14 protein-coding genes and 3 pseudogenes are annotated in these 15,355 nt (G+C 58.2%); 6 read left to right on the top strand and 11 right to left on the bottom strand.

Going from position 1 to position 15,355, the window contains the following annotated elements; all coding sequences use genetic code 11:
* Window position 1 precedes the first annotated feature (1 nt).
* Window positions 2-751 (bottom strand): GntR family transcriptional regulator, encoded by a 750-nt coding sequence (locus ELH03_RS25170; RefSeq protein ID WP_128412621.1) that lies wholly within the window; start codon window positions 749-751, stop codon window positions 2-4.
* A 258-nt stretch (window positions 752-1,009) separates the two neighbouring features.
* On the opposite strand from ELH03_RS25170, the gene ELH03_RS25175 reads away from it, so the two are divergent.
* Both ELH03_RS25175 and ELH03_RS25180 read left to right on the top strand, forming a co-directional pair.
* Window positions 1,010-1,276, top strand: coding sequence for a type II toxin-antitoxin system Phd/YefM family antitoxin (locus ELH03_RS25175; RefSeq protein ID WP_128412620.1), 267 nt, complete (start codon window positions 1,010-1,012; stop codon window positions 1,274-1,276).
* Window positions 1,273-1,701, top strand: coding sequence for a type II toxin-antitoxin system VapC family toxin (locus tag ELH03_RS25180; protein WP_128412619.1), 429 nt, complete (start codon window positions 1,273-1,275; stop codon window positions 1,699-1,701). Before ELH03_RS25175 ends, ELH03_RS25180 begins: the two co-directional genes overlap by 4 nt.
* 40 nt (window positions 1,702-1,741) lie before the next feature.
* Here the strand turns inward: ELH03_RS25180 and ELH03_RS25185 are convergent, their stop codons facing one another.
* The 8 genes and pseudogenes from ELH03_RS25185 to ELH03_RS25220 form a co-directional block, all read right to left on the bottom strand.
* On the bottom strand, window positions 1,742-2,512 hold the full coding sequence (locus ELH03_RS25185; protein ID WP_018480586.1) for an amino acid ABC transporter ATP-binding protein: 771 nt from the start codon (window positions 2,510-2,512) through the stop codon (window positions 1,742-1,744).
* A gap of 12 nt (window positions 2,513-2,524) precedes the next feature.
* Entirely contained in the window at window positions 2,525-3,184 is a 660-nt protein-coding gene (locus tag ELH03_RS25190; RefSeq protein ID WP_128412618.1) for an amino acid ABC transporter permease, read from the bottom strand.
* A 6-nt stretch (window positions 3,185-3,190) separates the two neighbouring features.
* Entirely contained in the window at window positions 3,191-3,853 is a 663-nt protein-coding gene (locus ELH03_RS25195) for an amino acid ABC transporter permease (protein ID WP_047622998.1), read from the bottom strand.
* A gap of 163 nt (window positions 3,854-4,016) precedes the next feature.
* Window positions 4,017-4,856: a transporter substrate-binding protein gene (locus ELH03_RS25200; RefSeq protein ID WP_128412617.1), complete on the bottom strand. Its 840-nt coding sequence runs from the start codon at window positions 4,854-4,856 to the stop codon at window positions 4,017-4,019.
* A 274-nt stretch (window positions 4,857-5,130) separates the two neighbouring features.
* Window positions 5,131-5,319, bottom strand: a pseudogene (locus tag ELH03_RS38050) (TetR/AcrR family transcriptional regulator); the annotation flags it as partial.
* A gap of 301 nt (window positions 5,320-5,620) precedes the next feature.
* A complete protein-coding gene (locus tag ELH03_RS25210) occupies window positions 5,621-7,408 on the bottom strand; it encodes a methyl-accepting chemotaxis protein (RefSeq protein ID WP_128412616.1) in 1,788 nt (595 codons plus the stop codon).
* A 239-nt stretch (window positions 7,409-7,647) separates the two neighbouring features.
* Window positions 7,648-9,767: pseudogene (locus ELH03_RS25215) on the bottom strand (DUF1217 domain-containing protein).
* A gap of 209 nt (window positions 9,768-9,976) precedes the next feature.
* Window positions 9,977-10,624: a TetR/AcrR family transcriptional regulator gene (locus ELH03_RS25220; RefSeq protein WP_128400216.1), complete on the bottom strand. Its 648-nt coding sequence runs from the start codon at window positions 10,622-10,624 to the stop codon at window positions 9,977-9,979.
* Window positions 10,625-10,787: 163 nt separating this feature from the next.
* Here ELH03_RS25220 and ELH03_RS25225 point away from each other — a divergent pair, with 163 nt between their 5' ends.
* From ELH03_RS25225 to ELH03_RS25235, 3 genes and pseudogenes are all read left to right on the top strand, one after another.
* Complete coding sequence (locus ELH03_RS25225) at window positions 10,788-11,660, top strand: EF-hand domain-containing protein (protein ID WP_128411622.1); 873 nt, start codon at window positions 10,788-10,790, stop codon at window positions 11,658-11,660.
* A gap of 325 nt (window positions 11,661-11,985) precedes the next feature.
* Window positions 11,986-12,174, top strand: a pseudogene (locus tag ELH03_RS25230) (flagellar basal body protein); the annotation flags it as partial.
* Between the two features lie 47 nt (window positions 12,175-12,221).
* Complete coding sequence (locus ELH03_RS25235) at window positions 12,222-12,470, top strand: hypothetical protein (protein ID WP_128411623.1); 249 nt, start codon at window positions 12,222-12,224, stop codon at window positions 12,468-12,470.
* A gap of 44 nt (window positions 12,471-12,514) precedes the next feature.
* Here the strand turns inward: ELH03_RS25235 and ELH03_RS25240 are convergent, their stop codons facing one another.
* On the bottom strand, window positions 12,515-12,928 hold the full coding sequence (locus ELH03_RS25240) for a type II toxin-antitoxin system VapC family toxin (RefSeq protein ID WP_128400208.1): 414 nt from the start codon (window positions 12,926-12,928) through the stop codon (window positions 12,515-12,517).
* The gene (locus ELH03_RS25245; protein ID WP_128400207.1) at window positions 12,925-13,173 is read right to left on the bottom strand and encodes a plasmid stabilization protein; all 249 of its coding nucleotides are present in this window, start codon (window positions 13,171-13,173) and stop codon (window positions 12,925-12,927) included. Before ELH03_RS25245 ends, ELH03_RS25240 begins: the two co-directional genes overlap by 4 nt.
* 241 nt (window positions 13,174-13,414) lie before the next feature.
* Here ELH03_RS25245 and ELH03_RS25250 point away from each other — a divergent pair, with 241 nt between their 5' ends.
* Window positions 13,415-15,232, top strand: a complete 1,818-nt coding sequence (locus tag ELH03_RS25250; protein ID WP_128400206.1) for a methyl-accepting chemotaxis protein — start codon at window positions 13,415-13,417, stop codon at window positions 15,230-15,232.
* Window positions 15,233-15,355 lie beyond the last annotated feature (123 nt).

A 15,355-nucleotide genomic window follows, 5' to 3' on the forward strand; every position in this document is an offset into this window, starting at 1 on the left:
TTTAATTGCTCCTTTGAAGTTGTGGTTTCTTGGCTCTGACAGTTGGGCCGGAGGGCACGGCCTTGGGAGGGAGTGACAGGGAACTGCGCAGTTCCGAGAGCGGATCCGGGCGCGTGGTCAGGTCGAGGCCCATTTCCACTTCATCCAGATGTTCGATGGAGAGCTCGGCAGCTCTGACGAAATCGCCCGCTTGCATGGCCTCGAAGATGCGGCAGTGCCCGTCATGGGATTGTGCTGCGTGAAATTCAGACTGATAGAGCATCGAGATGAGGATCGTCCGCGCGGTGAGATCGCGGAGGATATCAACGATGATGGCGTTCCCGCTCAATTCTGCGATGCGGATGTGGAAATCACCCATCAAATAAGTCAGGCGCTGGCGGTCGCCCGCAGCCATTGCGCTTTTTTCCTCGTTCAAATGCGCGTCGAGCGCTTTGCCTCCCTCGTCCGTCAGGGCGCGCATGCTGCGCAGCAACCCGGCCTCGATGACGCGCCGTGCCTCATAGACCGCGATCGCCTCTTCAGCGGACGGCTCGACGACAAACCAACCTCGTCTTGGACTTACATGCACGATACCGCGCGTTTCCAGGCGCATCATGGCTTCACGAACGCGGGTTCGAGAGACGCTGAAGAGCGTTGCCAGCTGGTTTTCGCTGAGCCGCGTCCCAGGCCGGATCTTGGCTGAAAGAATCCCGGAGACGATCGTCTCCTCGATGGTCTTCTGCGTGGTCTCAGATGTCTGGCTATCTTGCATACAAGACAGGAAAGCAAAGCTCGTGCCAAAAATTCTGCGTTCAGGATTTCCAAGATGTCTCGGATCCCTCCCCCCGGAATTTGCACGCTGGGAATGCAGACTGCGAACAAATTGAGCGAGTGCCCGCAATTCCTTGCAAACCCCGATCAGCGTCGGCCGCCCAAAGCCGGCAAAGCCTCTCCCTCTCGAAAAGTTGCTTGCGGCTAGACCGCCTCGGCTTATATAGTCATGATAGTCACTATAGTCAGGATATAGCGAATGCAGCCATCACGACCAGAGGATAGAAGTTGGACCGTCGCCAGTGCGAAGGCCAAGCTGTCTGAGGTTATCGAACGCGCGCAAGCAACGCCGCAAACGATCATGCGCAATGGCAAACCAAGCGTCGTCGTCGTTTCGGCCGAGGAATGGCAGCGGAAGACCGCGCGCAAGGGCACCCTTGCAGAATTTCTGATGCAATCGCCGCTGCGTGGCGCCGATCTGGACCTCGAAAGGCAGCGCGACGAACCGCGTGATCTCCAGCTGTGAGACTTCTGCTGGACACCAATGTGCTTTCCGAGGTGACAAGGCCGCGTCCCGATGTACATGCCCTACAATGGCTGGACAGTCTCGACGAGGATCGCTCATTCATCAGCGTCGTATCGATCGCGGAGATTCGGCGTGGTGTTGCATTGATGGAAAGCGGTCGGAAGCGCGACGCGCTGGCTGAATGGCTTGCCCAGGAGCTGCCGCAGCGCTTCGAGCAGCGCGTCATCCCTGTGGACCAGCCGGTTGCGATAGCCTGGGGCGACCTGATGGGGCTCGCAAAGCGAAGCGGACGCGACTTGTCGTCAATGGACGGCCTGATTGCCGCCACCGCGATTGCTCACGATCTCACCCTCGCCACTCGCAATATAAGGGATTTCGAGGGCTTTGGGATCGAGCTCGTCGATCCTTGGGCCGAGCGCCCGTGACGATCCGCAGAGCGGACCGTCACGGGATCTCTCTTTTCGTCTAGTTGAAACTCGAGGTTTTGAGGAATTCTGCCAGTCGTTCGGTCTTCGGATGCACGAACATGTCCTTCGGATCGCCCTCCTCGCAGATGACGCCCTGGTTCATGAAGATGACCCGTGACGAAACGTCGTAGGCAAAGCGCATCTCGTGCGTGACGAGCAGCATGGTCATGCCGTCGGCGGCAAGCCCCTTGATGACCTGGAGCACTTCGCCCACCAGTTCCGGGTCGAGCGCGGAGGTCACTTCATCGAAGAGCATCAGCCTCGGCGACATGGCGATGGCGCGAGCGATTGCGACGCGCTGCTGCTGGCCGCCGGAAAGCTGTCCGGGATAATGGTTCGAGCGGGCGGAAAGGCCGACACGATCGAGCCACTTTTCCGCGATGGCGCGCGCATCCGGCTTCGTCATTTTCTTCACCTTGACGAGGCCGAGCATGACGTTTTCAGCGGCGCTCATATGCGGGAAAAGATTGAACTGCTGAAACGCCATGCCGGTCAGCGCGCGCTGGCGTGCAATCTCCTTCTCGCTCTTGCGGCGCCGTGTCGCGCCTTCGGCGCGGTAGCCGATCTCCTCGCCGTCGAGGCTGATCGTGCCGCCCTGGAATTCCTCGAGCATGTTGATGCAACGCAGCAAGGTGGTCTTTCCGGAGCCGGACGAGCCGATGATGGAAATGACTTCGCCTTCCTGCACGGCGCAATCGACGCCCTTGAGGACTTCGTGGATGCCGTAAGTCTTGCGCAGACCCTGGATGTCGAGAATGGTCTTGGCCATCGGGGGAACTCCTCAGGACGGCAGGGCGGTCTTGCGCTCGACATATTTGCCGAAGTGCTCGATGCCGAAGTTGATGATGAAATAGAGACCACCGGCCAGGAAATAGAACTGGAGGCTCATGAAATTGCGGGAGATGATCTCCTGCGTGCGCAGGAGAAGTTCGGCGACGCCGATGACGGAGAGCAGCGTCGAGGCTTTCACCATCTCGGCAGCCGTATTCACCCAAGCCGGCAGGCACTGGCGCATGGCCTGCGGCCACAGTACCGAGGTGAAGGTCTGGGTAAAGGTCAGGCCGATCGCCTTGGCGGCTTCGGTCTGCCCCTTCGGGATCGCCTGAAGCGCTCCGCGCACGATTTCACCGACATGGGAGGAGCAGAAGATGGCAAGGGCGAGTACACCGGCCGAGAACGGCCCGAGATCGAGGCCGACGGCGGCAGAGACATAATAGCTCGCCAGCACGAGCACGAGCACCGGCGTGCCGCGGATGATATCCGTATAGGCGCGCGCGGCCAGACGCAAAACAACGCCACCATAGACGAGCGCCAAGCCGACGAAAACGCCAAGTACGGAACCCGCGAGGATGGCCAGCAGAGAGATCGACACGGTCACGCCAATGCCGTTCATGATGACGTATCGGGCGATCCAGAGTTGTTCGAGAAAGGTGTGGGACATCAGGGCTTATCTCGGCAGGGCCAGACGGCGCTCGACGAAGCGCATCACGGCGGCGATGAGGAAACAGGTCGCGACATAGAGGGCTGATGTCACCATCCAGGTCTCTATGACGCGAAAGCTCTCGACATTGATCTTGCGGGCAGCAAACGTCAGTTCGGGCACGGCGATGGCGGCGGCGAGCGAGGTGTCCTTGAAGAGCGAAATGATCGTCGAGGACAGCGATGGCAGCACGTTGCGCAGCATAAGCGGAGCGATGATGGAGCTGCGGATCTGCATCCCCGTCAGGCCGATGGCAAGACCCGCTTCCGTCAGTCCTCTCGGAATTGACAACAGCCCGGCGCGGAACACCTCTGCCAGATAGGCGCCGGAATAGAGGGATAGAACCAGGACGAAGCTTTTAATCTTGTCGAGGCGCAAACCCATCTGCGGCAGCGCGAAAAAGGCGAAAAGCACCAGGACGAGAATCGGCAGGTTGCGAATGACCGTGACATAGACCCGCGCCGGCACGATCGCAAAGCGGCTTTTGGACGTTAGCGCGAAGGCCACGACGAGGCCGATCGCGGCCCCGATCAGGATCGAGATCACCGCAAGACCGAGGCTGAGTGCAAGCCCGCTCAAAAGAAAATCGAAATTGCGCCAGACGGCAGCGAAATTCAACGTGTAACCCATACGGGCCGCCCTTTCAGACCAGAGCATGATGCCAAAAAGTGTGAGCGGTTTTCGGCATCATGCTCTCACTCTTCAATTGAAAACAGGATTCAGATTTTAGGCCGACCCGACCTGAAATCATCCTGCTAGCGGAGCGGGAGAAAAGTCCCGCTCCGCATGGCTGTTACTTGAACTCGACGGGAAAGCCGATCTGCGGCGGCGTCAGATCTTTGCCGAACCAGGTCTTGAAGGACTTGGCGTAAAAGTCGAATTCAACGCCGGTCATGGCTTCGTGCAGGGCGGTGTTGACGAAGTTCAGCCAATCCTGATCGCCGCGCTTGACGGCACAGGCATAGGTCTGCGGGTTCCAGCCGTAGCCGGCATCTTTATAGCGACCCGGGTTCTGCGTCATGTACCAAGCGAGCGACGACTGGTCCGTGGCGACTGCATCGGCGCGTCCCGATTCCAGCGCCTGATAGATCAGGTCGACGGAATCGTACTGGTCGACAGTCGCCTCCGGCAATGCCGCATGCACCATCGCCTCGGCATAGACGTTCTGGAGAACCGAGATGGTGACGGAAGAACCGGCCGCCTTGAGGGCGGCGTAGTCGGCATATTTTCCGTCCGCCTTGAGCATCAGGCCGACACCCTCGCGATAATAAGGAATGGTGAAGGCAACCTGCTGGGCGCGCTCGCCGGTAACGGTCATGAACTGGCAGGTGATGTCGACTTTGTCAGTGGTGATGTTCGGGATGCGGGCGTCGGAGGACTGGTTCACATACTCGATCTTCTCAGGATCGCCGAAGAGGGCCTTGGCGATGATATGGCCCATGTCGACGTCAAAGCCCTGAAGCTTGTCGTCCGCGCTCTTGAAGTGCCAGGGCGCATTGGTGCTGCCGGTGCCGAGGACGAGGTGGCCGCGGGCCAGCACTTCATCGAGCTTGCTGCCTTCGGCCAGCACAGGCGTGGACAGCAGCGCGGCGGCGGCCAGCGACATCACGGCGGTGCGAAAGGAAGTGGTCATGGCGTTCCCCTTATGGATGGTTCCTATCATTCCAGTATAATGGACGCATGTCTGCTTTACTGGAACAACGTTATCAAGTGCCATCAAGGGTGAATTGTCAATGGGTCATGCCGAAAAAATGCGCAGTGGCGCGCGTGGCGATTTTTTCGGCAGTGCAGCATTGTTCTCTTGTTCGGAGGTTCAACATCATTGCCCTTCCCGCTCAGCGACCTGACGGCTAAGCCGAGGGCGGAAGATGTGGCCTTTAGAGCCAGCGCCTCAGGATCCGGCCGCCTTACGCGTTTGCGGGCGCAGCGCGGATCAGTGAACCAGCCGCCTCGCCTGCGGCTTCCATATAAGTCGGGTCGCGATGCAACAGAATGACGGCGAGCGAGCCATCGAGCAGCAGGACGATCTGTCGGGCGAACTGCGGCGCTTCCGCCTTGATTCCTGCCGCCTCGAACGTGACCCGTAACCAGGCATCAATCAGAGCATTGCGGAGGGGCTGCCGATTTGCGCGAAGGGCTCGATGCCTGGATCGAGCGTCGCAAGCCGAACTATCCCGGTTCGTGGTCGCTCGATTGAACCGCGGGCATCATGGTTGATTGTGGGAGCCAACCAGCCAAGCAGATAGCCGCCCAGCCGTACTGGGCGCTGCATGGCAATGTGTATACGGCCATTGCGCTGTTCGTGAGCTTTATGATCGTGTACCGCTTCGGTCTTTCGATCACGCTGACGTTCTGCCGTCACCGATACTGTTCGAACATGGGCTCAATTCGGGTAGATCAGAACTCTTCCCAATCAGACTTCAGCGCGGCGGCCGCCGATCCGCGCTGGGCGGACGCGGCAGTCGAGGTACGAACGACTTTCAAAGCCGTCGGTGCGGCGGCGTGGTGGTCCGTCTGCGCGAACGACGACCTCGATCTCGGTGCATCGTCGAAACGGAACTGTTCAAGAAGTTTGAAAAGCGCGGCGGCCTCTCGTGCGAGCCCATGGCTTGCCGCGGTCTGCTCCTCGACCATCGCGGCATTCTGCTGCGTACCCTGATCGACGGTGTTGATGGCCTGGTTGATCTCGCCGAGTGCAGTCGATTGCTCGCGCGCCGCCTCTACGATCGCCGTGACGTTGGTATTGATTTCGTGAACCTGACCGGCGATTTCCTGAAGTGCGGACCCAGCATTCGTGACGAGGGCGACGCCGTTTGCGACATGAGAGCCGGACGCGGTAATCAGGCTCTTTATCTCCTTCGCCGCTTTCGCCGACCGCTGCGCCAATTCGCGGACCTCCTGGGCAACGACCGCAAAACCTTTGCCGGCCTCCCCTGCTCGTGCCGCCTCTACGCCGGCATTGAGCGCCAGAAGGTTCGTCTGGAAGGCAATCTCATCGATGACACCGATGATATTGGAAATTTCGCGCGACGAGGTTTCGATCTGGTCCATCGCACCGATCGCGTCACGAACCACCTGGCCGGAGTGCTCCGCATGATCTTTGGTACGCGCCACGAGTTGACCGGCCTCCTCGGCGCGGCGGCTCGAATCCTTGACCGTCGTCGTGATTTCCTCAAGGGCGGCCGCCGTCTCTTCGACGGAGGCCGCTTGCTGCTCGGTACGCTTTGCCAAGTCGTCGGCCGCTGTGCGGATTTCGTTGGAACCGGCCGATATCGCCTTGGCATTTTCGGCGACCGTTGCCATCGCGCCCTTCAACTTCTCCGAGGCGCTGTTGAAGTCGGCACGCAGCCTTTCCAGTGAAGGGATGAAAGGTTTCTGGATCGTCTGCGACAGGTCGCCGTCTGCAAAATTCGTCAGGCAACGGGCAAGTTGTTCGACGTTCTCGACGCGCGCCGTGACATCGGTTGCGAACTTCACGACTTTGAACACTTTGCCGTTCAGGTCAAAGATCGGATTGTAGGAAGCCTGGATATAAACCTTCCGTCCGCCCTTGCCCACACGCATGAATTCGTCGGCAACCAACTGGCCGCTCGCAAGTTTCCGCCAGAATTCCTTGTAGGCCTCCGACCTCGAGTAGTCGGTTTCACAGAACATCGAATGATGTTTGCCCTGGATTTCAGCCAGCGAATAACCAAGCGCAGTCAGGAAATTATCGTTCGCAGTCAAGACTTCGCCGGCCGGCGTGAATTCGATGATCGCCTGGGCCCGGGACAATGCGTCGATCTTGCCCGCATCCTCGGCAGATTTCAGCTTCTGCGCGGTGATATCGGTTGCAATCTTGATGACCTTGACCGGCTTCCCGCGTCGGAACACCGGATTGTAAGATGCTTCGATCCAGACCTCGCGCCCGCCTTTTCCAACCCGCTTATATTGTTGTTGATCGAATTTCCCGGCTGACAGCTTCGTCCAGAAAGCCTTGTATTCTGCCGATGATGCATAGGCAGGTTCGACAAACATGCTGTGATGCTTTCCGACAATCTCCCTCAACTCGTAGCCGAGCGCCCTGCAGAAGTTTTCGTTCGCAGTGAGGATCCGGCCCGACAAGTCAAACTCGATCATGGCTTGCGAATTCGACAAAGCGGCAAGAACCGCGACAGCATTTGCACCACGATCAAGAATATTCACGCGCAATCCCCCTAGATTTCACTGCTGTGTATCCAACCATGCTCCGAATATTCGCTTATCATCATTAATGGATATTTAATTATGACTGAACGTACAGGTATGTTTTCGTTTCTAATGAGCGTTGTATCAGTAAGCCGCGTCGTGACGACGCGCGTGGGCGCAACGGGCCGATCCCTGTCCTGCGTTGGGCGATAAGGAATTTCCGTCAGGTTCTCCCGGACCGGCGGCCTACCGGGCACTCAGCCGCTTTTCAATTGCGCAATCGCCAGCAGCGTGTCAGCGCTTATCGTCGCTGAACCGGTCAGGATCGAAAGGGCTGTCGAGGTGGTGCCCGTGCCATTGGCCATGTCATACATGGCGGTGAAGCGTTTGATCAGATCGTCGACTTTTTCCGGATCCGACAGATCCTTGATGTCGATGAAATTGTCGACCATCTCGGCTTGCTTGTCGACGTCCATGTTCGAGACGTAACTGGACAGGTTGAAGGTCGTGGTAAAGAACTCGAAGAGCGCGCTGTCGCCCAGAATGTCATAGGCGTTCGAGATCTCCGGCGCCTTGCGTTCGAAGTAAAGGGCAAGGCGCACGCCGGTGTTGTTGTCGCCTTGGTCGTCTTCGAGCGTTAGCCTGACATAGGCGTCGATCGTCTCCAGCACATCGCCGCGCTGCTGCACAGTCCCGGTCGGATCAGTGGAAATATTGCCGTCCTGATCGAAATTGAACGAGCCGACGAGTTCGGCGAAACGATTGTCGTCCAGCTTGTTGACATAACTATCTTCGTCGTCGAGATCGGAAGAAAACATCTTCTCCAGCTCGTCGGACGTGACATCATCAGGATCGAGCCCCTTCGCCTCGAGCGCGAAGGAAACCAGGCGATCGTCGGCCAGAAATTCGCTGGCCGTGGTGATCGTCGCCATCTGCTCGCGAAAATAGGTGATCTCCTCGTCCGCCGCATCGGTCGCTTCGGTAAGTTCGTCACCCTCGAGGTATCGGATCTTGTTCTGCTTGTAATAGGCAGCATAGTCGTCGACGACGGATTCCGACATGGCCTGCAGCGGAACGGTCACGTCGCCATTGCTGTCGAAGTTGAAGGCCTTGCGAAAGGCTACGAACCGATCGTCGTCGAGGCTGTTGACATAGCTTTTCGAGTCCGAGGGATCGCTTTCGAGAATTTTCCGGACCTCGCTTCTCGAAACGCTGTCCGGGTCTATGTCATAGGCTCGCAACGCCATTTCCCACAGTTCCGGGAGATCGTCGTTGTCGTCATCGTCGTCGTCATCGTTCGACATCAGGAAATCATCGATCGAGGTGACGCTGGCGATACGCGTCGTATAGTTGTCGGCGGCGTCTTCGGTGTCGGTATTGGCGATCAGCACCTGGTAATTTTCATCGAAGGCCGCCGTGGTCGCGGCGGTCTGTTCCGATGTCTGGGCCGTGTCGCCATCGGCAAGCGCGCCGTCCTCATCGAAATTAAAGGCATCGTGCAGTTCAGATAAGCCGATCGTGTCGGCGAGGTCGGCGCTTTTCAGCGCGGCGGAAATGAAGTTATCGGTCTCGCTATCGGTAAGCCCGTAGGCAGTTCTCAGATAGGAAACCAGCTTGTCGTCGCTCATCAACTCGTCGACGGAGGTGATGTTTCCGATTTGCGCAGCGAAATAAGTGTCATAGGCCTCCCCGGTTTCCGAGGAAGCGATCGTCGCCGAGGCCACCGCATAGGCGCTTGTGACCAGCGAGAGCTGATCTTCCGACATCACCTCGCCGTCGGTCGAGCCATCCTCGTTGAAGTTGAAGGCCTTCGCCAGGTTGACATAGACATCGTCGTCGAGCTGGTTGACGAAACTGTCGGCATCGTCGAGATCGCTCGTCAAAACACTCTTCAGGAAGCTGGTTGAGGTGTATTCGGTGCTGAGGCCGAAAGCCGCCAGCACATAGTTCTTCAGCTTCGAACTCGACAGGAGTTCGTCGACCGAGGTGATCGACGAGATATTCTCTTCGAAATAGTCCGTCTCATCCGCGATGTCGTCCGCCTCGGTGTCGAAGGACTCCTAATAACCATCGAGCAGATTGTCCCGCTGCACATCCGATTGCGCCGTCTTCGTCTCGCCGGAAAATTTGAAAGCGGCGGCAAACTCGGCATAGCGGCCATCGCTCAGACTATTGGCAAAGCTGGATGAATCGCTGAGATCGCTTTCCAGCAGTAGAGCTTGTAACCGCCCATGAATTCATCGACTGTCGTGACCTTGCCGATGTTTTCCTTGTAATAGCTGCTGTCGCGGGCAACCGTTGCCTGAGAAGCTACGCTCGAGAGACTGGCGCCCAGATTTCGCGCGACCGCGAGATAGCTCACATAGGTGGAAACCAACTTCTATCCCTTTCATGAGCACGGCAGCGCGCGCGAAAGCCTGCCGGCAGCCACGGGTGAAACTTCTGATTTGCTGAGATGTGCCGCCGCTCATGGCGCATGCAGCCGCATTCATGCGGCCGAATCAACTTAATGGAACTATATAGTACTGCAATTATTTCAAAAGTGCAATTGGACGTCAAAATTCGAGGGATCGCCGCCTTACCGGGTCACGCGGCGCCGACGCCCGCGGCAAAGATTGCAATGCAACGCCTGAGATGGGCAAGCAGCGCCGCCCGGTCAGGCCAGGCCTGAGCGCGCCCCTCCGGCGGACCCATGCCGCCAAAGATCATATCCATCAGCATCCGGGCCCCGCTGTCAGGATCATCAATCGACAACTTGCCTTCCGCCCTGCGGTCGCTCAGCCAGTCGGTGAGGTCCTGCCGGCTGGCAAGCATGCCTTCACGCTGCAGAATGTCGACGAGTTCGGGAAACTGCCCCGCTTCGCGAAAGACGAGCTGTAGGAAACCGGCACGATCCGCGTCCTTGTCCTCATCCATATCGATCATGAAGATACGTTCGAGGCTCTCGGCGATCGAGAGATCTTCAGCAGGCCGCGGTAGGTCGAGCATCAGGCGCCGATGTGCGCCGACCACTGCGGCAAACAGCTCTTCCTTGCTCTGAAACAGCTTGTAGAGCGTCTGTTTTGAAACACCCGCCTCGGTGGCGACGACGGCGGTCGTGCTACCGGCATAACCGTATTTTACAAAAACGCGGCGGGCGATTTCGACGATATGCGCCCGCTTGTCATCGTCACTGGAGACTTTCGGCCGGCCGCGCTTGCGCGGCTCATCTGCGGGCTCGTCGGCAACATCCATGATGATCTAGACCGCCTCATCGAAGCACAAGCCGACATCCGCAGAAAGGAGACTACGATTTCTGAGGGACGATTTTTTCGGTTGTGGCATTAGCAATTTCGATTTAGAGAACTCATAAGTTCTGTAATGCGTTGCATCCCCACCCTCTATCGATGGAGCGCTTATGACGACCATTTCCGCCGCCACGTCTATCTCTCCCTATTCCTATAGCAAGAGTTCGACCTCAGCATCCCAGGACGTCCTATCCTGTAATACGGTTTCGGCAAAAAAATCAACCACAACCCAGCAGCGCAGCGAAGACGCGACCAACAGCGCCGAGAAACTCATGTCGCAGTTGATGTCGCTGACGATGAACGGCTTCGCCGATCAGTCCGCTTCCAGCGAGCAGCAGGACGGCGGCGCAGACATGGACGTCGCGCAGCTGGACAGCGATGGCGACGGGTACGTGAGCAAGGCCGAGTTCGTCGCAGCCCGGCCGTCCGATGTGTCGGAGGATCAAGCCGGCACCCTGTTTGACAGCTTCGACAGCGAAGGTTCCGGCTCGCTATCGGTCGATGCGCTGACCGAGGCCATGTCCGCTCAGCAGCCGGAACGTGCCGACGGACCGCCGCCCCCGCCACCCTCCGACGATGACGACCTTGCATCCCCGCTCTCCGATCTCGATACCGACAGCGACGGGCTCGTGAGCAAAGCCGAGTTCGTTGCAGGTCGGCCGTCCGATGTGAGCGAGGAGCAGGCCGGCACGCTGTTCGACAGCTTCGACAGCGAAGGTTCCGGCTCGCTATCGGTCGATACGTTGACCGAGGCCATGTCCGCTCAGCAGTCGGAACGTCCCGAAGGACCGCCGCCGTCCGCTGACGACGACCAGTTTGCATCTCTGCTCTCCGATCTCGATACGGACGGAGACGGGCTCGTGACATTGGACGAATTCATGGCGGGTAAGCCGGACGACGCCACCGAAAGCCAGGCAAGCCAGCTCTTTAGTCTGCTCGACACGTCAGGCACCGGTTCATTGTCTGCACAGTCCACGAGCTGACGGTCGTTAAGCCGTCGCCATTGCGGTCGCTGGAGGATCTGCACTGAGACGGTTTGAAAGCGACCCGGCAGTCGAGCCGGCAGAGCCTTCGGTCGGGTCGCTACTGAAATATGGAAACGTTCGAATGGTGCGTCGTCGCAGGCGCACGGATAACCAGCGCGCGGATGAGCCGAAGCGCCTATCGCCATCACGGGGTTAGTCCAGACAATCAGATCATCGACCGGTGTCGGCCTTTGCCCGGCGCCAGCGATGTCGTGCGCCCGCCATCCGGGCTCTGGAAGCCCCTCGTCACATGGCATGTTCCCAAACCTTAAAGGATCGAGCCATGAGCATTTTTGGAAGCATGAAAACCGCCGTCTCCGGCATGAGCGCCCAGGCAAACCGGCTGAGCACGGTTTCCGACAATATCGCCAACGCGAACACCACCGGCTACAAAGCCGTTTCCACGTCCTTCTCGTCACTGGTTCTGCCGTCTTCCTCGGGCAATTATAATTCCGGCGGTGTCCAGACATCCGCTGCTGACTGCCGAACCAACCCGCCGTCGCCAAGAGGAATCAGGAATTGCTTTTGCTGGAACGCGAACCGTACATGTCGATGGAAATGAACGAATCGACCGTCGTTGCAACCTGGGAAAACCGCGCGCAAATCATCGAAATCATGAGCAGCGCGCTTCAGACGAGCCAACAATTTCAATATCTTTGGAAAAGCAGCGGCGGCACGGGCCGGCTCAGTCAAGACGACACGGATAAGCTGGTCGCGCTTCTGCGACAGATCGGCGACCTTAATGAAACTCTCATGCGATTGGCCTGAAAAGCGTCGATACTCAAGTAACAGCGCCACGCATGTTCCGAGAGTCAAAACTCCCATGGTGAGATCAATTGAAGGGCTGTGGTCGCAAAATCGCTCAGATTTCGCGTCGCAAGTCGACCACCATTGACCTGTGCAATAGCGGCGATCATGCCATCGGGCGCTGACATCCCGCGTCCCTGACGAGTGGCCGAACCCATAATGTCGCCATAAGCAAGAGCGGCCTCTTCGGTCAGGCCAAAAATCCGACCTGCAAAGCGACGACACCAGTCCGACAGTCCCTGCTCGAGGAGTTCGGCTCGCTGATCAGGCCGGATCTTCTGGATACCGAAAGCGATCTCGGCAATCGTAACCGTCGGCAGAGCCAATTCAGCATCGTGGCGGACGAGCCATGCGATCACCGCTTCATTGGGGGATTTTCTTAAAGTTTCCGAAACAATGTTGGTATCGAGAAAAATCAAAGCTCGATGCCCTTATGAACCTGCGTGCCTTCCTTGATAACGGCTTCAAGGTCGAGGTCCGTCCCGCTTTGCTGGGAAAGCCTGGCATAGAAGGACGCAGCTGGCTCTCTTCCGGCTTCGCGTATTTCATACGATTCGAGGGCCCGTTCGACGATGTCGGCTATCGAGCGGTTTTCACGTCGGGAAAGCCGGTGAGCAAGATCACGCGCTTTTGCGCTCCGTACAGAAAGCTGAGGTTCGGCCATGCGGATCTCCTTTACAATGGAATATAAAGCCGCCGCTAGCCATCAAGATGGCTAGTGATGGCTTGATATCATTGCTTTCGCAAATCATCAACCCAATTTTGGACGGTTGCCCTGGGCCTACAACAGCTTGCTAAGCTCCGATGTCAAAAGAATTAACCATATTTCAGTGTTCTTGCGAAATAATGCCATACGTAGATCAGGCCTCTCGAAGTAGAGAAGCCAAAGTTATTTGGAGACAGTCTTGGCATTCACCATTGCTCGCAGTTTGGTGGCGTTCGGCGTCGCCGTTTCGGCAGGCCTTTTCATGTCGATTGGATTGCAGCAATCGGCGCTCGAACGGCTGAAAGTCAACGGGCCGGTTTACGAGCAGGTCGTCTACGGCAAAGATTTGATCGCCGATATTCTGCCGCCGCCGCTGTTTGTGGTCGAATCCTACATGCTGTCCTTCGAGGCAAGCAAATTTCCCGAACTCACAGAAACCAATCTTGCCAAGATCGCAAATCTCAAGGCCGCTTACGACGACCGCCGCGCCTATTGGAAAACCGCCCGGCTGCCGCAAGCTTTGAAGGACGAGCTTGAAAACGATGTCATCGCCAAGGGCGATACATTCTGGGGGGTGATGAACCGTGAGATCATCCCGGCCCTGAATGCCAGGGATGAAGACAAGGCACATGGTGCAATCGAGCAGCTGCGCGTCGCCTTTCATTCGCATCAGGACGCGGTCGAGAAACTCGTTGCCAATTCCGACGCCTTCCTGAAGGGTGAGGAACGCAATGCGGCCTCGGAGATCGTGACCTGGACGATCTATGCGGGCGCTGCGGGCTTCGGATCGTTCGGGCTATTGCTGGTGGGACTCTATCTCTTGCGTCGCCGGGCGATCGTGCCGCTCGATGGCATGAAGGCCTATATGGGCAATCTTGCCGAAGGCGATTTTTCGAGCGACGTTCCCTATGCCAACCGTTCAGACGAGATCGGCGCCATGTCCAAGGCCGTCGCGGTATTCCGCCGCAACGCACTTGAGCGGCAGGACGCACAGAAGCGCGAGACCGCACTTCGCGATGCGGAATTCGAGCGTGAACGCAGCCAGCTGGCCGAAAAGGCCACCGAGGAGCAGATCCGCGAAACGGTGATCGATCAGCTGACATATGGACTGGAACAGCTATCGACTGGCAATCTCGATTGCCGGATCGATACACCCTTCGCCGCTGCCTACGAGACTTTGCGCGCAAAGTTCAACGACAGTATGGACGCGCTTTGCGCTTCGATGGCGGAGATCGCCCAGACCTCCAAGCAAGTGGGCAGCTCCTCGGCCGGCATCACCGACGCAGCCGACAGTCTTGCGTCGCGCACGGAACAGCAGGCCGCGATGCTCGAAGAGGCGACAGCCGCGCTCGATGAAATGAATATCAAAGCCAAAGACGCCTCCGACCATGCCGGCAGGGCGACCGGCATGATGGCTCAGACCCGCACCAGCGCCGAACATTCGGCAGCCGTCGTTCGCGAAGCAATCGCCGCCATGGAAAGGATCGAAGGCTCGTCCTCCCAGATTGGCGCCATCGTCAATGTCATCGATGAAATCGCCTTCCAGACCAATCTTCTGGCGCTCAATGCCGGGGTTGAAGCAGCGCGCGCGGGCGAAGCAGGCAAGGGTTTTGCCGTCGTAGCGCAGGAAGTGCGTGAACTTGCCATGCGCTCGGCCAACGCCGCCAAGGAGATCAGAGCTCTGATCTCCACCTCCTCGGCCCAAGTCTCCACCGGTGTGGAGCTCGTCAACCGAACCGGCAAGGCGCTCCTGGAAATCGAAGGCCAGGTCGAGCAGGTTGCCGGCCTGATCGCCCGCATCGTTTCGGTGTCCTCCGAACAGGCGGTAGCGATCGGCGAGATCAACGCCTCCGTCAACGCCCTGGATCAGGTAACCCAACGCAACGCAGCCATGGCCGTCGAAACTGCCTCGGCCTGCCGCGCCCTCGGCAGCCAAACGCAGACGCTGGAGGGGGTCGTCAACCGCTTTCAGGTCGATGCGGGAGCCAGCACGTCCAGACCGCAGAAAGCTGCTTGAGGCAGCAGTCGAAACTGATCCCGCCTCTGCCTGTCCGACCACCTAGAGCATGATGCCGAAAAGTGTGCGCGGTTTTCGGACGACATCATGCTCTAACTATTTAATTTAGAACAGGATGATTTT

Source organism: Rhizobium beringeri (genome assembly GCF_004306515.1).
Classification (GTDB): Bacteria; Pseudomonadota; Alphaproteobacteria; order Rhizobiales; family Rhizobiaceae; genus Rhizobium; species Rhizobium beringeri.